Source organism: Methylobacterium oryzihabitans (assembly GCF_004004555.2).
Lineage (GTDB): Bacteria > Pseudomonadota > Alphaproteobacteria > Rhizobiales > Beijerinckiaceae > Methylobacterium > Methylobacterium oryzihabitans.
Genome location: NZ_SACP01000023.1, coordinates 23,138 through 44,959 on the forward strand (window position 1 = coordinate 23,138; position 21,822 = coordinate 44,959).

Here is a 21,822-nt window from a genome sequence, read left to right on the forward strand (position 1 = left end):
GCCACACCTCCTTGCTTTCCGGTGAAGGGGCGGCGCGATCGGTGGAACCATCCACCGGAACCGGTGCGGCGCCGCTTTCGCGCCCCAATCACCTCTCATCAGGTCACGCGACACGGAAACCGGCCGGGGGCGTCGCCGCCGGGCGGTTCCACCGAACGCGCGGCTCCCATCGCGGCCCGCCGGCCATCTGTTCTGGGGGAAGAACCCGAATGCCTCTCGCCCTCCTGCCTCGCGGTGCCAAGGTTGCCGTCCTCCGGGCCGCGCTGCTCGCCGGCTGCGGCCTCGCGCTGGCCGGGTGCGACACGCTCGATTCGCTCAACCCCTTCGCCGACCCGAAGTACAAGCCCGAGGTCGTGCCGGACGTCCCCGCCGACAAGCTCTACAGCCAGGGCCTCGCCAAGCTCGAGGACCGCGACTTCGACGCCGCCAACAAGAAGTTCGACGACCTCGACAAGCAGTACGCCTATTCCGACTGGTCGCGGAAGGCGGTGCTGATGACCGCCTACAGCAACTACGAGGGCGGCAAGTACGAGGACGCGATCACCGCCTCGCGGCGCTACCTGCAGCGCCATCCGGCGAGCAAGGACGCGGCCTACGCCCAGTACCTGCTGGCGATGTCGCACTACAAGCAGATCCCGGACGTGACCCGCGACCAGGACCGCTCCGAGCGCGCGCTCGCCGCCCTGAACGAGCTGGTCCAGCGCTACCCGACCTCGGAATACGCCACCGACGCGAAGGCCAAGATCCAGATCACCCGCGACCAGCTCGCCGGCAAGGAGATGGAGATCGGCCGCTACTACCTCGAGCGGCGCAACTTCCCGGCGGCGATCAACCGCTTCCGCGACGTCGTGAGCAAGTACCAGACGACCCGCCACGCCGAGGAGGCGCTGGAGCGCCTCGCCGAGGCCTACATGGCGCTCGGCATCGTCGCCGAGGCCCAGACCGCCGCGGCGGTGCTCGGCCACAACTTCCCCGACAGCCCCTGGTACAAGGACGCCTACGCGCTGCTCCAGAACGGCGGCGTCGAGCCGCGCGAGGAGAAGTCCTCGTGGATCAGCAAGACGTTCAAGGACGTGATGGGCATCCCGCGCACCGCGCAGGCCCAGTAGCCCGCGCTCCCGCGGCGAACGGACTCCGATCTGCGGCGGCGGCGCGCACTCGCGCGCCGCCGCATCGCGCTGTAAAGACCCCCGATCCTCTCCTCACAGACCCGGCAAGGGCGGCATGCTGGTTCAGCTCGCGATCCGCGACATCGTCCTGATCGACAGACTCGAGCTGAATTTCCGCGAAGGCCTCAGCGTCCTCACGGGCGAGACCGGCGCCGGCAAGTCGATCCTGCTCGACGCCTTCGCGCTCGCGCTCGGCGGGCGCGGCGACGGCCGGCTGGTGCGCCAGGGCGAGGCCCAGGGGCAGGTCACCGCGGTCTTCGACGTTCCCCTCGATCACCCGGCCCGGGCGCTGGCGGCGGCCTCCGACCTCGACACCGAGGGCGACCTGATCCTGCGCCGGATCCAGGTCGCCGACGGGCGCACCCGCGCCTTCGTCAACGACCAGCCGGTCGGCGTGCAGGTCTTGCGGGCGATCGGCGCGGCTTTGGTCGAGATCCACGGCCAGCACGACGACCGGGCGCTCGCCGACCCGACCACCCACCGGGCGATCCTCGACGCCTTCGGCAACCTCCAGGGCTCGGCGGCCAAGGTCGCGGACGCGGCGCGGGAGGTGCGCCGGGCCCGCACCGCGCTCACCGAGCACCGCGCCCGGGTCGAGGCGGCGCGCAAGGAGTCGGATTTCCTCCGCCACGCCGTCGAGGAACTGTCGGCGCTCGCCCCCAAACCGGGGGAGGAGGCGGAGCTGGCCGCCCGCCGCACCGCGATGCAGCAGGGCGAGAAGGTCGCCCGCGAGATCAACGAGGCGCTCGACGCGGTCGGCGGCCAGGGCTCGCCGACCGCCCACCTGTCGGCGGCCCTGCGCAAGCTGGAGCGCCGGGCCGCGCAGGCGCCCGGGCTGGTCGAGCCCTGCGTCGCCGCCCTCGACGCCGCCCTCGTCGCCCTCGACGAGGCCCGCACGGTGCTCGACGATGCGCTCCAGGCGGCGGAGTTCGACCCGCGCGAGCTGGAGCGGGTCGAGGAGCGCCTGTTCGCCCTGCGCGCCGCCGCCCGCAAGTACGACGTCGCCGCCGACGACCTCGCGGCGCTGAGCGACCGCTACGCCGCCGACGTGGCGGCGATCGATGCGGGCGAGGAGGCCCTCGGCAAGCTCGAAGCCGCGCTCGCGGCGGCGGAGACGGCGTATCTCGACCGCGCCCGGGCGCTGAGCAAGGGACGGCGCAAGGCGGCCTCCGCCCTCGACAAGGCGGTGCAGGCCGAGCTGCCGCCCTTGAAGCTGGAGCGCGCCCGCTTCCTCACCGAGATCGCCACCGACGAGGCGGCCCGCGACGCCGCCGGCCTCGACCGGATCGAGTTCTGGGCCCAGACCAACCCGGGCACCCGGCCCGGCCCGATGATGAAGGTGGCGTCGGGCGGCGAGCTGTCGCGCTTCATGCTCGCCCTCAAGGTGGTGCTGGCCGACAAGGGCTCGGCCCCGACCCTGATCTTCGACGAGATCGACACCGGCGTCGGCGGCGCGGTGGCGGACGCGATCGGCGCCCGCCTCGCCCGGCTCTCGGCCCGGGTCCAGGTCGTCGCCGTCACCCACGCCCCCCAGGTCGCGGCGCGCGCCTCGACCCACTTCCTCATCGCCAAGGAGGCGGTGAAGGGCTCCGACCGGGTCGCGACCCGGGTCAACCCGCTCGCCGCCGCCCCGCGGCGGGAGGAGATCGCCCGCATGCTCGCCGGCGCGACGGTGACCGAGGAGGCGCGCGCCGCGGCGGCGCGGCTGCTCCAGGGGGCGGAGGCGTAGGATCGCGCCGCGGCCGGTCCCGGCCGTGGCGAGGGGTGCCGAGGGTGGAAAATCCACCGGGAGGACGCGGCCCGGACGCTGATACGAGTCGCGGACGATCGGTTCCGAAGATCGTATCGAAGCCTGCGCGGTGGAGCCTTCGGCTCCACACGCCTGAGCGAAGCCGATTTTCGCATCGCGAAGCGATTGCGCAGCAATCGCCGAGCGATCAACCGAAAATCGTATGACGTGCCACGAAACCGCTCAGCGCAGGCCGCGCAGCGTGATCCGCGTGAGTGCCGAAGGCCGTCCGAGGCGCAGGGCGAAACCGGGCCACAGGGCCGTGCCGTTGCTGACGTAGAGGGTCATCCCCTCGACCGCGTAGAGCCCCGACACGAAGCCGTCGTTGCCGTTGGCGACGAGCCGGTCCAGGCCCAGGATCATGCCGCCATGCGTGTGCCCGGACAGTTGCAGCGCGACGCCGTGCGCGGCGGCCCGTCGGGCTCCTCGCGGCTGGTGATCGAGCAGGATGACGGGGGCGTGGTCGGGCGCGCCGGCCAGGGCCGCCGCGAGATCCGGGCCGGCCTGTCCGTGCGCGGGCGCGGACAGGTCCGTGACGCCGGCGAGCACGATCCGGGCCCCGCCGCGTGCGAGGACGGCATGCGCGTTCTCGAGGAGGGAGATCCCCAGGCCGGCGAGGTGGCGCATCCAGGCCCGGTAGTCGAAGAAGTACTCGTGGTTGCCGGGAATGGCGAACACGCCGTCCGGCGCGCGCAGGCCGCGCAGGGGCTCGACGTCGGCCCGCCGCATCGCCACCGACCCGTCGATGAAGTCGCCGGTCACGACGACGAGGTCGACCCCCGACGCGTTGGCGCGGTCGACCACGGCCCTGACCCAGGGCGCCGGAAACAGCCGGCTGATGTGCAGGTCGGTCAGGTGCAGCAGCCGATACCCCTCGAAGGCGGGCGGCAGGCCGCGGATCGCGACGTCGAGGTCCTTCACCGGCGGCACGCGCAGCGCGTTCGCGACGCCGACGGCGGCGAGGAGGGCCGCCGCGCCGGCCGCCGCGTAGCGCAGCGCATCCGGAACGCCGCCGCCCCGCCCCGCCAGCCTTGCGGCCATGGCGCCGAGGTCGAGCAGGATCTGCAGGCCCGCCAACAGCACGATGGCCCCGAACGCCCAGTTGAACAGGACGACGACGGCAAAGGGAAATTCGGGCGCGAAGACCGAGCCGGACGAGAGCCGGCTCCAGAAGTGGTACTGCGACGCGACCAGCAGCAGCAGCGCGACCGCCACGGTGATCCAGAGCGGCAGGGACAGGGGCCAGAGCCAGCGGACGACGACGAGCAGGCTCGGTGCCGCGAAGATGAGGTGGAAGATGGTCGAACTCCGACGGGATGGGCCGGGGCCGCCGGGCCGATCCGCCCCGCGCGCCCGATCGCAGCCTGCGATGGACCGGTCGGGTGCGGGGCGGAACCCGGGGGCTCGCGAGAGGAACGGCGACGCCTGACGCCCCCGGAGGGCAGGCGTCGCCGCGGGCGGTGAGACCGACAGGAGCTGATCCAGGGTGATGGGCAGATCCCGGATGCGTCTCCCCATCGCGTTGAAGACCGCGTTGGCGGCCGCGACGCCGGTGATGCCGATCGCGCTGATGCCCCGCGCGCCGAGGGTAGGCCCCGCAGGTGCCCTGGTTGCAGCCGACCTTGGTGCCGGTCAGGTGCGGGCGCTCCCGCAGCAGATCGAGCAGCGGCACGCGGGCATCCCCGGGCGGGGCGACCCCGGCCCCGTTGACCCCGATGGCCATCGAACGTCCTCGGCATCTCCGGCCCCTATCACAGGGCGCGACACACAGATATGACGAAGTTCGGATTATTCAATCTTCGTGGCATGCGATTTTCGCCACCATGCGGATGAACGCGTCGCGCTCGTCCGGTGCCAGCCGCGCGAGCATCGTCCGGTTGAGGGCGTCGTACGCGTTGCTCTGCGCCGCGGCCCGCGCCGCGCCGTCCTCGGACAGGCGGAGCGCGACCGCCCGCCGGTCTCCTTCGATCCGGTGCCGTTCGAGAAGCCCCCGCTTGGCCAGGCGGTCGGTCGCGGACGAGATGGTCGTGACGGCCAGGCCGAGGTAGCGCGCGATGTCGGTCGGCCCGCAATCCGGGTTCTGCGCGACGTACAGCAGGGTCTGCACGTCGAGTTCGTTGAGCGGCCGTTCGGAGCGTCCGGCATCGGCGAGCTTGTAGCGCCGCACGAAGGCCTGGAACGCGGCACCGAGCGTGGCGATCTGATCGGCGGTGGGCGTCGTCATGCCGCCCGCATACCGCGCCCCTCGGGCACGGACAATTTGGCCGGTCGCGGATTGGCGAGTCGCATCGACCGTGCATCACCGCCCGCGCGCACGGGGCGGAACTTTTGCGCTGCAACAACGCTTGTTGCGTTGCACAGCGCGCGACTCCGCCGCTGTGCAACGCGCCCATCCGGGCGTTTCCTCCCTATACTCGAGGCCGTCTCCGGCACACGGAGCGGCCTTCTTTTTTCGCGACACGATCTCGCGGCACGTCTGGCGTCTGGATCCAGGATCTCCGTCCGCCGTCGCTCCAGTCGCGTAGGCCCGTTCGGGCCCGGATAAGGGGTGCTTCCCGAGTTCGATACGATGGACACACAGTCGATTATGCAGACTTGCGTGGGCAAGCCAACGCTTCGTCCGCTTAGGTTGCTGTGTTGTCGCAGATTTTTGTCGCAAAACCGGTGGGCACTTTTGCGAAATCTGCTTGGGCACTCACAAGCCCGCACGGTGCGTGAGCAGATCCGGTCTCCGCATCGCTCGGCGATCCCGCGGGGATCGCCGAGCGATCAACCGAAAACCTGCCTTCAGCCCGCCCCGCGGTCAGTGCGTATCGGCGTACCAGACGAGCGGCCCGGGCTGGCGCAGTGGACGCGGGGGGCGATACGGCGCAGGCCAGGCCGACAAGGGCGCCGGCGCGGGGGGCTCGGGCCGCCCCTCGACCTCCTGCCCGAGCAGCCGCATGGCCGCCGCGCGGGTGTGGCCGTCCGCGATGGCGGACGCGCCGGAGGCGTCCGGCACAGGCCGGCCGTGGCGCGTCTCGAAGCGGCGCAGGAGCGCGTGGGCCACGAGGCTGAAGGTGAGGCTGCTCAAGCCCACGATCGCCGGCCACCACGGCGGTCCGTCGTGGAAGGTCCACGCGACCGACAGAAGAAGCCCGCTCAGCCCCGCCGACGCTACGAAAACCATGTTCCTTCCCTTGTCTCCAGCAGACTAGCAGGGGCGGTCCCCACTGGCTCGCGAGACTTGAGGAAGTGGTGTGCGCCGCCTTAAGCGTCCTCGTCCACCCCGACGCGGCCGACCTCGATCACCCCTCCCGGTCGACGAGCGTGACGCCCTGCCACTGCTCGGTGAGCACCAGTTCCCGCGCGATCTCCCGCACCTCGCGGGCGACCACGGCGGCGGCCGGCGACAGCAGGTCGGCATTGATCGAGTAGAGGTAGTTGGTCCGGCTGAGCCGGGCATCGGTGATCGCGAGCGCGCGCCAGTCCTTGCGGCGCTTGCCGCCCAGCCGCAGCGACGACAGCGGCTTGATGGTGACGCCGATCCCCTCGTAGACGCAGCTCATCACCAGCGACAGCGAATCGATCTCCGCCACGACGTAGGCCGAGAGGTTGCGGGCCTCGAACTCGGCGGCGATGCGCCGGCGCAGGCCGTGGGTCGCCGTCGGCAGGATCAGCGGCAGCGCCGCCGCCTCGGCGAGGGTCAGGCTGGTGCGCTCGTGGGCGACCAGCGGGCTGCTGCTCGGCAGGATGACGAACAGCTCCTCCTCCAGGAGGACCGTGGACGGGAAGTCGGAGGAGACGTCGCTGTTGAACAGGATCGCGAGGTCGAGCTGGCACAGCCGGATCATGTGGGTCAGGTGGCCGCTCATGCCCTCTACGACGTTCAGCATGATGCCGGGGAAGCGGGTGCGGATGCGCCGGACCAGCGGCGTGCCGATCGCCTGGACGGTGGTGGCCGGCAGGCCGATCGAGACCATGCCCTGCACGTCGCCGGAATCCTGCCGCGCGATCGAGAGGGCGTGATCGAGCTGGCGCAGCATGAAGCGCGCGTGGTGGTAGAGCGCGAGGCCGTTCTCGGTCGGCGTCACCCCGCGGGTCGAGCGGTTCAGCAGCGGCCGCCCGACCTCGTCCTCGAGCTTGGCGAGTTGCTGGCTCAAGGCCGGCTGCGCCACGTACAGGCTGCGCGACGCCTTCGACAGGCTCCCGCTCTCGACGATCTGCGCGAAGTAGCGAAGCTGCCGGAAATCCATGGTCCTCCCCCGGGGCGCCGGTCGCGAGGCTATATGCGCCGCTTATGGCCCACAACGGAAAACGGTATTTCGAGGGGGAAGCGCGCTGGGCCTAGTGTGCCGGCAACGAAACGCGACCACGGGGGAGGGCAATCGGCGATGCAGGATCGCGTGCGGCACGACGGCCGGCTCCTGGTGGCCGGCGAGTGGACGGGCGGCGAGACCGTCGCGCCCGTCCTCGACAAGTACCGCCTGGCGCCCTTCGCGCAGGTCGACCTGCCCGGGCGCGAGCAGGTCCGGTCATGCGTCGCCGCCGCCGAGGCCGCCTACCGCGCCGCCGCGCTCGACGCTCACGGCCGCGGCGCGGTGCTCGACCGGACCGCGGCGATCATCGAGGCGCGCGGCGAGGAGTTGGTCGAGATCCTGCGCCGGGAGGCCGGGTTCCCGCGCGCCGATGCCGCCAACGAGGTCCGGCGCTGCGCCGCGACCTTCCGGCTCTCGGCCGAGGAGGCGCGGCGATTCGGCGGCGAGATGGTGCCGATCGAGGGCGCCGGCGGCCAGACCGGCCGCCTCGGTTTCACCCTGCGCGTCCCCCTCGGCGTCGTCTGCGCCATCACACCGTTCAACGCGCCGCTCAACACGGTGGCGCACAAGGTCGGGCCGGCGCTCGCGGCCGGCAACGCCGTGGTGCTGAAGCCTTCACTGCACACGCCGCTCTCGGCCTGCGTCATGGCCGAGGCGCTGCTCGAGGCGGGCCTGCCGCCGGGCCTGATCTCGGTCCTGCACGGCGGCGCCGAGGTGGCGCAGTGGCTGCTCGACGAGCCGGCCATCCGCTTCTACGCCTTCACCGGCAGCACCGAGGCCGGCCGGGCGATCCAGCAGCGGGCGGGCCTGCGCCGCACCCAGATGGAGCTCGGCTCGATCGCGCATTGCATCCTGTGCGCCGATGCCGACCTCGACGCGGCGCTGCCGAAGATCGTCAATGCCAGCTTCCGCAAGGCGGGGCAGGTCTGCACCTCGATCCAGATGCTTCTCGTCGCGCGCTCGCGCCTCGCCGAGGTCGAGGAGCGCCTGACCGAACGGGTGGCGGCCCTGCCGTTCGGCGATCCCGGCGAGGCCGGCACCGTGGTCGGCCCGGTGGTCAGCGAGGATGCCGCCCGCCGGATCGAATCCTGGATCGCCGAGGCGGTCGCGGGCGGGGCGCGGCGCCTCGCCGGCGGCGGGCGCGTCGGCGCGGTCGTGCCGCCGACCCTGCTCGCCGACGTGCCCGCCGCCACGCCCCTCGGCTGCCGGGAGGTGTTCGGGCCGGTCCTGTGCGTGGCGCCCTTCGACACACTCGACGAGGCGATCGCCCGGGTGAACGCGACGCCCTACGGCCTCGCCGCCGGGCTGTTCACGAGCCATCTCGGGTCGGCGCTCGCGGCGGTGCGGCGGCTCGAGGTCGGCGGCGTCCACGTCAACGAGACGCCGAGCTCGCGGGTCGACGCCATGCCCTACGGCGGCACCAAGGACAGCGGCTTCGGCCGCGAGGGACCGCACTACGCCGTTCGCGAGATGAGCGAAGAGCGTATGATTACGCTTCTGCCTTGAACGATGAACCGGCACGGGAAGTTGTGACATGCGTTCCATGAAGGGCGGCGAGGTCATCGCCGAATATCTCGTCCAGCAGAAGGTGCCGTTCGTCTTCGGCATCTGCGGGCACGGCAATGTCGGCATCCTCGATGCGCTGCACGCGGTGCGGGACCGGGTGACCCTGGTGTCGCCGCGCCACGAGCAGTGCGCCGGCCACATGGCCGACGCCTATTTCCGCGTCCGGCACCGGCCGGTGGCGACCCTGACCTCGACCGGGCCGGGCTCGGCCAACATGGTGATGTCGCTCGCCACCGCCCTGTCGGATTCCTCGGCCTTCCTGGCGATCACCGCCAACGTGCCGACCTCGCAGGCCAACCGGGCGCCGTTCCAGGAACTCTACGCCCACAACCAGGCCGACTTCGCCCAGGTGCTGCGGCCGGTGGTCAAGCGCAGCTTCCAGCCGAGCCGGGTCGACATGCTGCCGCTGGCCCTGCGGCAGGGCTTCGACACGATGACGACCGGCCGCCCCGGCCCTGTCAACCTCGACATCCCCTACAACGTCTTCCAGGAGGAGGCCGAGGTCGCGCTGCCGCCGGCCTCGCCCGGTCACGGCCACCACCGGCCGGCGGCGGGGGAGGCAGACCTCGCCCGCGCGGTCGACCTGCTGGCGGCGGCGCGCCGGCCGGTGCTGTTCATCGGCCAGGGGACCTCGCTCTCCGGGGCGGGTCCGGAGATCGCCGCGCTCCAGCAGCGCCTCGGGATCCCGGTCATCACCTCGCCCAACGGCATGGGCTGCGTGCCGGCCGACGATCCGCTGACCCTCGGCTTCATCGGCCGCAACGGCGCCTATCCGGCCAACCAGGCCGGCCGCCATGCCGACCTCGTCCTGTGCATCGGCACCCGCTTCGACGACCGCTCGTCGTCGTCCTGGCACCCGGGCTATTCCTGGAACTTCCCGGAGACGCAGCTGATCCAGGTCGACATCGACCCGGCGGAACTCGGCCGCAACTACCCGCCGACGCTCGGCATCATCGCCGACGCCAAGACCTTCGCCGGCCAGCTCGGAGCCGCGGTCGCGGGCCGCCGCGACCTGTCGCGCGAGACCTTCGCGGCGTGGCGGGACGAGGTCGCCGGCTGGCGGGCGGAGTGGGAGGCGTTCGTGCGCCCGAACTTCGGCGCGATCACCACGCCGATCCGGCCCGAATACGTCGTCGGCACGCTCCAGGCGGTATTGCCGGAGGACGTGATCCTGTCGCTCGATTCCGGCGTCCATCACAACTGGTTCATGCAGTTCTGGCAGGCGCGGCGCCCGAGCAGCATGCTCAACAGCTGGGGCTACTCGTCGATGGGCTTCGGCGTCTGCGGGGTGCTCGGGGCCCAGCTCGCCGCGCCGGACCGTCCCTGCGTCGCGGTGGTCGGCGACGGCGGCTTCATGATGGCGCCCTACGTCGTGGCGACGGCGGTCGAGTACGGCCTGCCCTGCGTCTGGATCGTGTGGAACAACTTCGCCTGGGGGGCGATCCGCGACCTGCAATACGGCCTGTTCGACGGCCGCGAGCACGGCACCGCCTTCTACAAGGGCAACCAGGGCCCGGGCGGCGAGCGCTACAACCCGGATTTCGCCGCCTGGGCCCGGGCCTGCGGCGCCGACGGCGTGACCGTGACCCGCAGCGAGGATCTCGCCGGCGCGGTCGAGGCGGCGGTGGCCGCCCGCCGGCCCTGCGTCATCGACGTCCACGTCGATGCGGAGGTGCGGCCGCCCTCGACCGGCACCTGGCAGCTCCCGCCGATTCCGTACAAGGAGCCGGTCTTCGGCGGGCCCTACCGCCCCGCCTGAGGCGGGCTCACCCGGCCACGGGTGCCGCCGGCGGCCGGGTTCCGAAGGCGTGGTGCAGACCGGGACGGCAAGATCCCGGCGCCCGCAAAACAGACAAGATCCGACCTGGGAAGGAAACCCCGATGAGAACGCTCCGCGAGATGCGGCGGCTCGTGCACGCCGCCGTCACGACCGCCCTGGCGCTGGCCGGCGGCTCCGCCCTGGCCCAGGAGACCGGCCCGGTCCGGATCGGCATGATCTACGCCAAGCAGGGGCCCGGCGCCTCGATCGGCGAGTATCTCCAGCGCGGCAGCACCCTCGCGGTCGAGCAGGCCGGCCGCAAGGTCCTGGGCCGCCCGATCGAGCTGGTCTGGCTCGACGAGCCCAACCCGCAGGTGTCGCAGCAGAACATGCAGCGGCTGATCGACGAGAACAAGGTCGTGGCGGTGGTCGGCGGCAACTACAGCTCGTCGGCGCTCGCCATGATGAGCGTCGCCAACCGCGAGAAGATCCCGCTGATCCTCACCGGTGCTGCGGCGAGCGAGATCACCGGCAAGAACTGCAACCGCTACACCTTCCGCACCCAGGCGACGGTGCCGGTGCAGATGCGCGGCCTGATGCCGTTCGTGTCGCAGATCGGCAAGAAGATCTACTTCCTCACCGCCTCCTACGCCTTCGGGCAGGACATCCTGCGCTCGGGGCGGGGCCTGCTCAAGGAGGTCGGCGCGACCGAGGCCGGTGTCGACGAGGTGCCGGTCAACACCGCCGATTACAGCTCCTACATCCTCAAGATCCGGCAGGCGCGGCCCGACATCGTGGTGGGCGGCCTCGTGGGCGGCGACTTCTCGAACTACCTCAAGCAGGCCAACGAGATGGGGATGAAGGACCGCATCCCCTACGCGGCGATCGCCGTCACCGACACCGACTTCTGGGACGTCGGCCCCCAGGCCTCGGCCGGCATCTACGTCAAGCCCTGGTACTACAACGACCCGTCGAACACCGCCGCCGAGAAGCGGATGACCGCCGACTTCGAGAAGAAGTACGGCCAGCCGCCCTCCGACAAGACGTGGTCGGGCTGGATCGGCATGCGCGCCCTGCTCGAGGCGATCGAGGCCGCGAAGTCGACCGACCCGAAGGCGATCGTCACCGCGCTGGAGCAGTGGAAGAACACCGACGGCGAGATCCCGTTCTTCTTCCGCGACTGGGACCACCAGCTCGTCCGCCCGGCGGTGATCGTGCGCGTCAAGAAGGCGATCACCGACAAGTGGGACTTCTTCGACGTGGTCAGGAAGACCTCGGACAGCGAGGCCGACACGCTGAAGGCCTTCGGCGGCAGGGACGAGATCGGCTGCCAGATGGCGCCGCTCTGAGCGCCGCCCGCAGGACCGTCCTCGGACGGTCCTGAGCCTTTCCCCGCCCCGGCATTCCGCCGCCTCCCGCACCGGAGCCGTCATGCTCGACATCCTCGTCTCGCAGGTCGCCAACGGCCTCGTGCTCGGCGTCATCTACGTGCTGATCGCCGTCGGCCTCTCGATCACCTTCGGGCTGCTCGGGGTCATCAACTTCGCGCACGGGGCGTTCTTCGCCCTCGGGGCCTACACCGCCTGGCAGCTCCACCAGCTCTTCGGCTGGCCGGCGGTGGTGCTGGCGCCGCCGCTGGTCGCCCTCGTCGGCATGGCGGTCGAGGTGACGATCATCCGCCGGCTCTACGGCAAGGAGCCGCTGCTCAGCCTCATCGTCACCTTCGCGCTCGCCCTGCTGATCGAGGCGCTGATCCGCTTCGCCTGGGGGGCGGACGGCAAGCCGTTCAACCCTCCGGCGGCCTTCGCCGGCATCGTCGAGGCCGGGCCGCTGCTCATCACCACCTACCGGGTCGCGGTGCTCGTCGCCACCACCGCGACGTTGGTCGGCCTGTGGGCGTTCCTCGCCTTCACGCCCTACGGCCGCATCCTGCGCGCCGGCAGCCGCGACCCCGAGATGGTCGAGCTGCTCGGCATCAACCTGCCGCGGGTGCTGACCGCGGTGTTCGGCCTCGGCTGCGGGCTCGCGGCCATCGCCGGGGTGCTGGCGGCGCCGCTCTGGACCGTCTCGCCCTCGATGGCCGCCAACGCGGTGATGCCGGCCTTCGTGGTCGTGGCGATCGGCGGGCTCGGCTCGTTCCGCGGCGCGGTCGTGGCCGGGCTCGCGGTCGGCATCGTCATGTCGCTGACCATCCAGTTCAAGGCCGAGGCCGCCGCCGCCTCGATGTACGTCCTCATGTTCGCGGTGATGCTGCTGCGTCCCCGCGGCCTGTTCGGCGAGCGCTGGGAGCGTTTCGAATGAGACCCGGATCCACCGCCTTCCGCCCCTGGGAGCACCCGATCGTCGTCCTGGCGGCCGTCCTCGTCGCCGTCTCCGGCCTCGCGCTCGCCTGGGGCATGCCGATCCAGCGCGTCACCCAGATCGCGATCTACACGCTCTACGGCGCCGGGGTGAACTTCCTCATCGGCTATCTCGGCCTCGTGCCGTTCGGCGCCTCGTTCTTCTTCGGCTGCGCCGGCTACGCCCTGGCGATCGGCACCGGCGCCCTCGGCGGCAACGAGATCACCGGCCTCGTCCTCGCCGGCGGCTTCGCGCTGGTCCTCGCGGTGCTCGTCGGGGCGGTGATCCTGCGGCGGCGCGGGCTGTACTTCTCGCTGCTGACGCTGGCCTGCTCGCAGATCGCCTTCGAGATCGCGTTCAAGTGGACCTCGGTCACCGGCGGCGAGAACGGGCTCCAGGACGTCGCCCGGCCGCTGTTCCCGAGCGCGCTCGCCTTCCACGCCTTCACGGTCGCGGTGGTGCTGGGCCTGCTCTACGGGCTGTGGCGCCTCGCCCACGCGCCGTTCGGCCGGCTGATGCAGGCCCTGCGCGACAACGAGCAGCGGGTCGTCAGCCTCGGCTACGACAGCTACCGCACCAAGCTGATCGCGCTCACGATCGCGGGCGGCGTCATCGGGGTCGGCGGCGGGCTGATGGCACTGATGCTCCAGGGCATCTACGCCAACAACCTGAGCTGGCAGCACGCCGGCGACCCGGTGCTGATGGCGGCGCTCGGCGGCGTCCACCACTTCCTCGGGCCGCTCTGGGGCGCGATCGTCTTCATCGTGCTCGAGGACCGGCTGAGCGCGGTCACCGAGAACTGGTGGCTGATCTTCGCGCCGGTCATCATCGCGTTCGCGCTGCTGTCGCCGGAGGGCATCCAGGGCATCCTCCAGCGCCTCGCCGGCCGCGACCGCTGGACGCTCACCCGCGCCGGCATCCCGCCGCGGCCGGCCCGGATCGCGCCCTACGCGCCGGCCGGGGGCGCCCGGGACGACGGCACGCCGATCCTCGCGGTCGAGGGCCTGTCGAAGCGGTTCGGCTCGATCGTGACCCAGAACGACGTCTCGCTGAGCGTCGGCCGGGTCGGCCTGCACAGCCTGATCGGGCCCAACGGCGCCGGCAAGACGACCTTCTTCAACCTCGTCACCGGCATCCTGCGGGCCGATTCCGGGGCGATCCGCTTCGACGGCCGGCCGATCGGCGGGCTCGCGCCGCACCGCCGCGCCCGGCTCGGCCTCGCCCGCTCGTTCCAGATCCTCAGCGTGTTTCCCAACCTCACGGCGTTCGAGAACGTGCGCATCGCCGTCCAGGCGGCGGCGGGGGGATGGAACGGGTTCTGGCGCGACGCCCATGCCGACGAGGCCGCCAATGCCCGGGTGTGGTCGCTCCTCGACGCGGTCGGCCTCGCCGACCGGGCGGGCGAGGTCTGCGCCGCGCTCTCGCACGGCGAGAAGCGGCTCCTCGAGATCGCGGTGTCGCTCGCCACCAACGCGAAGCTCCTCCTCCTCGACGAGCCCCTCGCCGGGCTGGCGGAGAGCGACCGCAAGGTCGTCGGTGCGCTGATCCGGCGGCTCGCGCACGCCCAGGCGATCCTGCTGATCGAGCACGACATCGACCGCGTGCTCGCCCTGTCCGACCGGATCACGGTGCTGCACCAGGGCCGCCTGATCGCCGACGGCCGTCCGGCCGAGGTCGCCCGCAACCCGGCCGTGGTCGCGGCCTATCTCGGCCAGGGGCACGGCGCCGCGCCGGCTCGCCCTCCGGCCCGGGCGGCGGCGGCCGCGCCGCGCCCGGCCCTCGCGCCGCTGCTGCGCCTCGACGGCGTCTCGGCCGGCTACGGCGGCGGCACGGTGCTCGACGGGGTGAGCCTTTCGGTGTTCCCCGGCGAGGTGACGGCGCTGCTCGGCCGCAACGGCGTCGGCAAGACCACGCTGCTGCGCACCGTCACCGGGACGCTCCCGGCCCATGCCGGCCGGATCGTCCTCGACGGCCGCGACATCACGGCGCTGCGGCCCGACCAGATCAACCGGCTCGGCATCTCGCTGGTGCCGGAGGGGCGCCGCCTGTTCCCGAACCTCACCGTGCAGGAGAACCTGCGGCTCGCCGCCCGCCGGGATGGCGCCTCGCAGGAGGAGGTCGCCGACCTGTTTCCGAAGCTGCGGGTGCTGATGCGCTCCCGGGCCGAGACGCTGTCGGGCGGCGAGCGGCAGATGGTGGCGATCGCCCGCGCCCTGATGGTGCCGAGCCGGATCATCCTCCTCGACGAGCCGTTCGAGGGGCTCGCCCCGGCGATCGTCCAGGAGGTGCGCGGCGCGGTGGCCCGGCTCACCACCCGGGCGAGCCTCGTCATCGTCGAGCACCACGCCGAGAGCGTGCTCGCCATGGCCGACCGGGCCGCCGTGCTGGTCAACGGGCGGGTGGCGTTCAGCGGCACCGCGCACGACCTCGCCGCCGACCCGGCCCTCCAGGAGCGCCTGCTCGGCATCGCCGGGGGCGACGAGGCGGGCTCCATGGTCATCGAGGGAGCCGCGTGATGAAGCCCGTCCTCGTCACCGGCGCGGCCGGCCTGCTCGGGCGCTTCGTCGTCGGCGAACTGCTCGCCCACGGCTACCCGGTCCGCGGCCTCGACCGCCGGGAGGGCGCCGCCGCGATCGACTGGCGCGTCGCCGACGTCACCGACCCCGGCGCGGTCGCCGCCGCGGTCGCCGGCACCGGGGCGGTGCTCCACATCGCGGCGGTGCCGAACATCTGGTCGGGCGACGGCCAGACCATCATGCGGGTCAACACCCTCGGCACCTACACGCTGCTGGAGGCGGCCGAGGCCGCCGGCCACCGCAAGTTCGTGTTCTGCTCGAGCGATTCCGTCGCCGGCTACACCGTGCGCGAGGGCCGCATGCTGCCCCCGCTCTACGCCCCCCTCGACCTCGACCACCCTTTGCGGGCGACCGACCCCTACGCGGTGAGCAAGGTGCTGGGCGAGGACCTCGCCCGCGCCTACGCCCATCGCGGCATGGCGGTGGTCGCGCTCCGGACCGTGTTCGTCGCCTATCCGGAGATGGCCGGCGAGATCGCCGCCCGGGCGCGCGACCCCGACGCCTATCGCGGCCCGGCGGTCGGCGGGCCCTCGGCGGCGGGCGGCGGGCCGCTCCACCACCACATCGACCCGCGCGACCTCGCCCGCGCCTTCCGACTCGCCCTGGAACTGCCGCAGGAGGCCGGCGCCTTCGCGCCGTTCTACCTCTCGGCCGGGGTGACCCTGTCGCCCGAGCCGACCCTCGACCGCCTGCGCCGCCTGCACGGCGCCGCCGTCGCGGTGCGCCGGCCCGAGATCTACGCCCGCCAGCCCTTCGCGCCGCTCTACGACCTCGCGCCGGCCGCCGACCGGCTCGGCTTCGTCGCCGAGCACGACCAGCGCCACCTCGTCGCCCCGCTTCCGCACCCGTGAGGACCACCATGGCCACGATCATCCCGGACCCGAACGCCTTCGCGCACGCCGCCGCCGAGACCAGGGCGGTCACCCGCAACCTCGCCGAGCTGCCCTGGACGCAGTATCCCGGCCACTTCCATCAGGCGCTATCGAAGGCGATCGTCACGCCCGCCACCGTCGGCAGCCGGTTCTTCGACCACCGCATCTCCTCCTACGAGCCCGGCGCCTTCGTGGAGGCCCACAGCCACGTGGTGCAGGAGCAGATCTACCACGTGCTCTCCGGCGAGGGCGTGCTGACCGTCGACGGCGAGCGCCGGCTCGTGCGCGCCAACGACGTCACCTACATCCCGCCCGGGGTGGTGCACGAGTTCCACTGCACCGGCCTCGACCCGCTGGTGTTCCTCGTCATCACCAGCCCGCCGACCGACGAGGAGCCGCGGCCGCGGTGACCGGGAGGCGTCCGATGCCGAAGACCATCCTGGTCACGGGCGGCTGCGGCTGGCTCGGCGGCGAGATCGTGCGGGCGCTCCTCGCCCGCGGCGATTCCGTGGTGGCGACCGACCTCGCCGTCGCCCCGTCCCTTTCGGCGCTCGCGGCCCGCGAGCCGCGCCTCGCCGCCGCCGCGGCCGATCTCGGCGAGTGGCCGCAGGTGATGCGGCTGTTCGAGCACCACCGGATCGACGCGGTGGTCCACGCCGCCGCGATCGTCGCGGTGGTGCCCTGCGCCGACGTCCCGCTCAAGGCGCTGCGGGTCAACGTCGAGGGGTCGATCAACCTGTTCGAGGCGATGCGCCTGCACGGGGTCCGCCGCGTCGTCCACATCAGCACCGAGGAGACCTACGGCGACTTCCAGGCCCCGGTGATCGACGAAGACCACCCGCAGAAGCCGGTGAGCGTCTACGGGCTGACCAAGCTCGCGGTCGAGCATTACGGGCGGGTCTACTCGCGCGATTCCGGCCTCGACTGCATCAACGTGCGCACCTGCTGGGTCTACGGCCCGCACCTGCCGCGCCTGCGCCTGCCGCGCACCTTCATCGAGGCGGCCCTGCGCGGCGAGGCGTTCCACCAGCCCGACGGCGGCGCCTTCGCGGTCGATCAGGTCCACATCTCCGACACGGTGGCGGGCGCCCTGCTCGCCCTCGACAAGCCGGAGCACCGCTTCGACGCCTACAACATCGCCACCGGCGCGGCCCCGACGCTCGCCGACACCGCCGAGGCGGTGAACCGCGCGGTGCCGGGCGCCCGCATCACGGTCGGCGATTGCGGGCCGTACTACCACGGCGGCTCGGTGCTCAGCGCCCGCAAGGGCGCCCTCGACATCCGCCGCGCCGAGGCGGAGCTCGGCTACCGGCCCCGCTACGACATCTGGCAGGGCATCGCCGCGACCGTCGCGGCGACCCGCGGCGACCCGCTTCCCAGGGCAATCGGGTGAACCCGATTGCCCTGTGTTTCCGGTTTGGCCTTAGGCGCCGGCAGTCACGCGCGACACGTCGTGTCGCCGTGACTTTGGCTTTCGCTCCGCTCCCCGCCCTCTCTCCCTCCTCCAGCGAGACCGTGTCATGACAGCCTCCTCCCCCGTCGCCCTCGTGTTCGGCGGCTCGCGCGGCATCGGCGCGGCCTGCGTCGAGGCCCTCGCCGCCGCCGGCTGGCAGGTCGCCTTCACGTATGTGAGCCGCGCCCCCGGGAACTCGCCGCACCGGGCCTACCCGGTCGACATCCGCGACGCCGCCGCGGTCGCCGGGGCGTTCGCGCAGGTCGAGGCCGATCTCGGCGCGGCGCCGACCGCCGTGGTGGCCAATGCCGGCATCAACGTCCCGGGCGCGCCCCTGGCGCAGTTCGACCCCGACGCCTTCCGCCGGCTCGTCGAGGTCAACCTCGTCGGCGCCTTCAACATCCTGGCCGAGGCGGCGCGGCGGGTGCGCGACGGCGGCGCCATCGTGGCGGTGACGACCTCGCTGGTGCGCCACCCGGTGCCGGGCACCGGCCCTTACACCGCCAGCAAGGCGGCGGTGGAGAGCCTCGTGCGTGCGATGGCCAAGGAACTCGCCGGCCGCCGGATCCGGGTCAACGGCGTCGCCCCCGGTCCGGTCGACACCGACCTGTTCAACGCCGGCAAGACCGAGGAGGTGAAGCAGCGCATGGCCGCCTTCAGCCCGTTCAACCGCATCGGCCGGCCGGCCGAGGTGGCGCAGGTCGTGCGGTTCCTCGTCTCCGAGGAGAGTTCCTGGATCCACGGCCAGATCGTGCAGCCGAACGGCGGCATGGCGTGAGCGCGGCCATGACCGATCCCGGGATCTTCGCGGTCAACACCTACGCGTACACGCTCGACCGCACCGCCCTCGACTGCGTGAACCGGCTCGCCGACCAGGGCTACGGCGGCGTCGAGCTGATGATGCATCCCGGCCACCTGTGGCCGGCGGAGCTGGATGCGGGCGCCCGGCGGGCGATCCGGCGGGCCTGCGAGGCGCGGGGCCTGCCGGTCGTCGCGACCAACATGCCGAACGTCGACATCAACGTCGCGGCGGCGAGCGCCGAGATGCGGGACTATTCCCTCGGCCTGCTGACGGAGTTCCTGCGGCTCTCCGGCGACATCGGCGCGCCGGCGATCGTGGTCGGCCCCGGCAAGGCGAACCCGCTCTTTCCCGCCCCGCGCGCGGTGCTGACGGACCGGTTCCACGCCGCGCTCGACCGGCTCGGGCCGGTCGCCGAGGCGGCGGGCGTCAGGCTCCTGCTGGAGAACATGCCGTTCGCCTTCCTGCCGGACGCCCCCGGGATGATGGCCGCCCTCGACGCCTACGGCGACCCGCGGATCGGCGTGATCTACGACGTCGCCAACGCCCACTTCATCGGCGAGGACCCGGCCGAGGGGCTGCGCACCGTCAGCCCCCGCCTCGGCCTCGTCCACGTCTCCGACACCGGCCGCGCGGTCTACCGGCACGATCCCGTCGGCAGGGGCGACGTGCCGTTCGCCGCGGTGCCGCCGGTGCTCGCCGAGATCGGCCATCGCGGGCGGACGGTCATCGAGGTGATCTCGCCTGATCCCGACGCCGACATCCGCGACAGCGCCGCGCGCCTCGCGGCTCTCGGCTACCGGTGGGAGCCCGACCATGGCTGAGCGCACGCAGGCCGACGGGGGAACCTGGGACGTCGTCGTGGTCGGGGCCGGCGCCGGCGGGCTGACGGCGGCGTGCATCGCCGCGGCCGAGGGCTGCGCGGTGCTCCTCGTCGAGCAGGCCGACGTGGTCGGCGGCACCACCGCGATCTCCGGCGGCATGGTGTGGGTGCCCGGCACCGGCAAGGCGCCGGAGCGCGCCGACAGCCTGGAGGCCGCCCGCACCTATCTCGACCACTCGCTCCCGCCCGGTGACCGGACGCGGCGCGACGCCTATCTCGCCCGCGGCCCGGAGGCGATCCGGGACCTGGAGGCCCGTACCGCCCTGCGCCTCCAGCCGGTGCCGACCTATCCCGACTACCATCCCGACCGGCCGGGGGCGACCGCCGGCGGGCGGGTGCTGGAGCCGGTGCCCTACGACGCCCGCGCCCTCGGCGACGCCTTCGCGCTGCTGCGCGACCCGCTGCCCGAATTCACCCTGTTCGGCGGCATGATGATCAGCCGCCAGGACATCCCGCACCTGCGCCGCGCCGCCCGCTCGCCGCGCTCGGCCTGGCACGTCGCCAAGCTGCTGCTGCGCTACGCCGCCCAGCGCCTGCGGGCGCGCCGGGGCACCACGCTCTACCTCGGCAACGCGCTCGCGGCGCGGCTGCTGCAATCGGCCCGCGACCTCGGGCCGCCGCTCCGCCGCCCGGGCGCGCCGCGCCGTCGTCCTCGCCACCGGCGGCGTCTCGCACGACGCGGCCCTGCGCGCCCGCTACGTGCCGGACGCCGCCGGCACGCTCAGCGCCACCGTCGCGCCCGGCACGGCGGCCCGCGGTGCCCGGCTCGCCGCGGCGGTCGGGGCCCGGCTGTCGGCGCCGACCGAGGACGGCGCGTTCTGGGTGCCGGCCTCGACCTTCACCCGCCGCGACGGCAGCCGCGGGGTGTTCCCCCACACCGTGACCGACCGGGCCAAGCCCGGGCTGATCGCGGTCGGGGGCGACGGCCGCCGCTTCGTCAACGAGGCGGTGTCCTACCACGCCTTCGTCCGCGCCCAGCTCGCCAGCGGCGGCCGGGCGGTGCCGGCCTGGCTGATCGGCGACCGCGGCTTCCTGTGGCGATACGGCCTCGGCAAGGTGAAGCCGTTCACCCGCCGCCTCGGGCCCGATCTGGCGAGCGGCTACCTCCGGCAGGGGGCCACCCTCGCGGCTCTCGCGACGGCGATCGGCGTCCCGGCGACGGTCCTCGCCGACACCGTCGAGACCTTCAACCGCGACGCGCGCCGCGGCGAGGACCCGGCCTTCGGGAGGGGCGGGGACATCTACCAGCGCCATCTCGGCGATGCCGACCACCGGCCCAATCCCTGCGTCGCGCCGATCGTCCAGGCGCCGTTCTACGCCGTGGCGGTGTGGCCGGCCGATCTCGGGATGTCGGCCGGCATCGAGACCGACGCCGAGGCCCGCGTCCTCGGGGCGGACGGCGCCCCGATCCCCGGCCTGTTCGCCTGCGGCAACGACATGGCCTCGGTGATGGAGGGGGCCTATCCGGGCCCCGGCATCACCCTCGGCCCGGCCCTGACCTTCGGCTGGATCGCCGGCCGCAACGCCGCCGCCTCGCCCGGAGGTCAGACCGAGCCGGCGGCGGCCGTCACCCTTTCTGGTCCATCCGGATCCGGGTCTTGAACGCCGCCCGGATATGGGCGCGGGCCGCCGCCTCGGCGCCGTCGCGGTCGTGGGCGCGGATCCGGGCGACGATCGCGGCGTGCTCGTCGATCGCGGCGCCCGGCCGGTCGGGCTCGGCGAGCGTCGTGCCGGCGAGGAGCACCAGGGACAGGCGCATGTTCTCCAGCATGCCCTGAAGGAAGCGGTTGCGGGCGCAGGCGTGGATCTGGCGGTGGAACAGCCGGTTGGTCCGCGCCAGCGCCCGGGGATCGGCGAGGAGCGTGCGGTCGCGGGCGACCATCTCCTCCAGCACCTCGATCTCGGTGTCGCCGGCATGGATCGCGGCAAGGCGGGCGGCCATGCCCTCCAGCACCTCGCGCAGGTCGTAGAGTTCCGTCACCTGGGCGTAGCCGAGGCGCGCGACCGAGGCGCCGCGATGCGGCTCGTGCGTCACGAGCCCCTGCGATTCGAGCCGTCCCAGCGCCTCGCGGATCGGCGTCCGACTGATGGCGAAGCGCTCGGCCAGTTCGGCCTCGCGCAGCCGGGCGCCGGGCGCCAGCTCGCCGTCCTCGATCGCCTGCAGCACGCGCTCGTAGGCGCTCGCCCCGTTCGGCTGACCCGCCGCCTTCCCCGTCATGTCGCCCGCTCCCCGATCCCGCACCGACCGGATAGCCGATCCGCGCCCGATGCACGAAGACATGGTTGCATGCTCTCGCATGCAGATGCATACAATCGGA

Annotated in this window: 17 protein-coding genes and 2 pseudogenes; 13 read left to right on the forward strand and 6 right to left on the reverse strand. The window is 72.7% G+C overall.

The genetic code is table 11. The annotated features are described in order from the left end of the window. Positions 1–209: 209 nt before the first annotated feature. Positions 210–1,109 carry an outer membrane protein assembly factor BamD gene (locus EOE48_RS20300; protein WP_127732550.1) on the forward strand — a complete coding sequence of 300 codons (900 nt, stop codon included), beginning with the start codon at positions 210–212 and terminating at the stop codon, positions 1,107–1,109. 115 nt (positions 1,110–1,224) lie between these two features. Further along, complete coding sequence (gene recN, locus EOE48_RS20305; protein ID WP_127732552.1) at positions 1,225–2,898, forward strand: DNA repair protein RecN; 1,674 nt, start codon at positions 1,225–1,227, stop codon at positions 2,896–2,898. 243 nt (positions 2,899–3,141) lie between these two features. Here recN and EOE48_RS20310 read toward each other — a convergent pair whose 3' ends face one another. The 5 genes and pseudogenes from EOE48_RS20310 to EOE48_RS20330 all read right to left on the reverse strand — a co-directional run bounded on the left by EOE48_RS20310 (position 3,142) and on the right by EOE48_RS20330 (position 7,193). Then, entirely contained in the window at positions 3,142–4,257 is a 1,116-nt protein-coding gene (locus EOE48_RS20310; RefSeq protein ID WP_127732688.1) for a metallophosphoesterase, read from the reverse strand. Positions 4,258–4,549: 292 nt separating this feature from the next. Beyond that, positions 4,550–4,681: pseudogene (locus EOE48_RS29975) on the reverse strand ((2Fe-2S)-binding protein); the annotation flags it as partial. A 69-nt stretch (positions 4,682–4,750) separates the two neighbouring features. After that, the gene (locus EOE48_RS20320) at positions 4,751–5,182 is read right to left on the reverse strand and encodes a MarR family winged helix-turn-helix transcriptional regulator (RefSeq protein WP_127732554.1); all 432 of its coding nucleotides are present in this window, start codon (positions 5,180–5,182) and stop codon (positions 4,751–4,753) included. Positions 5,183–5,761: 579 nt separating this feature from the next. Next, the gene (locus EOE48_RS20325) at positions 5,762–6,127 is read right to left on the reverse strand and encodes a hypothetical protein (protein ID WP_127732556.1); all 366 of its coding nucleotides are present in this window, start codon (positions 6,125–6,127) and stop codon (positions 5,762–5,764) included. Positions 6,128–6,245: 118 nt separating this feature from the next. Next, on the reverse strand, positions 6,246–7,193 hold the full coding sequence (locus tag EOE48_RS20330; RefSeq protein ID WP_127732559.1) for a LysR substrate-binding domain-containing protein: 948 nt from the start codon (positions 7,191–7,193) through the stop codon (positions 6,246–6,248). 138 nt (positions 7,194–7,331) lie between these two features. Between EOE48_RS20330 and EOE48_RS20335 the strand changes: the two genes are divergently transcribed. The 11 genes and pseudogenes from EOE48_RS20335 to EOE48_RS20385 all read left to right on the forward strand — a co-directional run bounded on the left by EOE48_RS20335 (position 7,332) and on the right by EOE48_RS20385 (position 21,106). Continuing rightward, positions 7,332–8,762, forward strand: coding sequence for an aldehyde dehydrogenase family protein (locus EOE48_RS20335; RefSeq protein WP_127732561.1), 1,431 nt, complete (start codon positions 7,332–7,334; stop codon positions 8,760–8,762). Positions 8,763–8,790: 28 nt separating this feature from the next. Next, positions 8,791–10,581 carry a thiamine pyrophosphate-binding protein gene (locus EOE48_RS20340; RefSeq protein WP_127732563.1) on the forward strand — a complete coding sequence of 597 codons (1,791 nt, stop codon included), beginning with the start codon at positions 8,791–8,793 and terminating at the stop codon, positions 10,579–10,581. Positions 10,582–10,703: 122 nt separating this feature from the next. Next, complete coding sequence (locus EOE48_RS20345; protein ID WP_127732565.1) at positions 10,704–11,930, forward strand: ABC transporter substrate-binding protein; 1,227 nt, start codon at positions 10,704–10,706, stop codon at positions 11,928–11,930. Positions 11,931–12,012: 82 nt separating this feature from the next. Next, the gene (locus EOE48_RS20350) at positions 12,013–12,882 is read left to right on the forward strand and encodes a branched-chain amino acid ABC transporter permease (protein WP_127732567.1); all 870 of its coding nucleotides are present in this window, start codon (positions 12,013–12,015) and stop codon (positions 12,880–12,882) included. Beyond that, on the forward strand, positions 12,879–15,437 hold the full coding sequence (locus tag EOE48_RS20355) for a branched-chain amino acid ABC transporter ATP-binding protein/permease (RefSeq protein ID WP_127732569.1): 2,559 nt from the start codon (positions 12,879–12,881) through the stop codon (positions 15,435–15,437). The genes EOE48_RS20350 and EOE48_RS20355 overlap by 4 nt, the downstream gene beginning before the upstream one ends. Next, positions 15,437–16,348 (forward strand): NAD-dependent epimerase/dehydratase family protein, encoded by a 912-nt coding sequence (locus EOE48_RS20360; protein ID WP_246154630.1) that lies wholly within the window; start codon positions 15,437–15,439, stop codon positions 16,346–16,348. Before EOE48_RS20355 ends, EOE48_RS20360 begins: the two co-directional genes overlap by 1 nt. An 8-nt stretch (positions 16,349–16,356) precedes the next feature. After that, positions 16,357–16,779, forward strand: coding sequence for a cupin domain-containing protein (locus EOE48_RS20365; protein WP_127732573.1), 423 nt, complete (start codon positions 16,357–16,359; stop codon positions 16,777–16,779). 14 nt (positions 16,780–16,793) lie between these two features. Then, the gene (locus EOE48_RS20370; protein ID WP_127732575.1) at positions 16,794–17,762 is read left to right on the forward strand and encodes an NAD-dependent epimerase/dehydratase family protein; all 969 of its coding nucleotides are present in this window, start codon (positions 16,794–16,796) and stop codon (positions 17,760–17,762) included. A gap of 127 nt (positions 17,763–17,889) precedes the next feature. Beyond that, positions 17,890–18,600 (forward strand): SDR family oxidoreductase, encoded by a 711-nt coding sequence (locus EOE48_RS20375; RefSeq protein WP_127732577.1) that lies wholly within the window; start codon positions 17,890–17,892, stop codon positions 18,598–18,600. Positions 18,601–18,608: 8 nt separating this feature from the next. Beyond that, positions 18,609–19,445 (forward strand): sugar phosphate isomerase/epimerase family protein, encoded by an 837-nt coding sequence (locus EOE48_RS20380; protein ID WP_127732579.1) that lies wholly within the window; start codon positions 18,609–18,611, stop codon positions 19,443–19,445. Further along, positions 19,438–21,106: pseudogene (locus EOE48_RS20385) on the forward strand (FAD-dependent oxidoreductase). The gene EOE48_RS20380 and the pseudogene EOE48_RS20385 overlap by 8 nt, the downstream one beginning before the upstream one ends. Here EOE48_RS20385 and EOE48_RS20390 read toward each other — a convergent pair. Beyond that, entirely contained in the window at positions 21,072–21,722 is a 651-nt protein-coding gene (locus EOE48_RS20390; protein WP_127732581.1) for a GntR family transcriptional regulator, read from the reverse strand. The pseudogene EOE48_RS20385 and the gene EOE48_RS20390 overlap by 35 nt on opposite strands. Positions 21,723–21,822 lie beyond the last annotated feature (100 nt).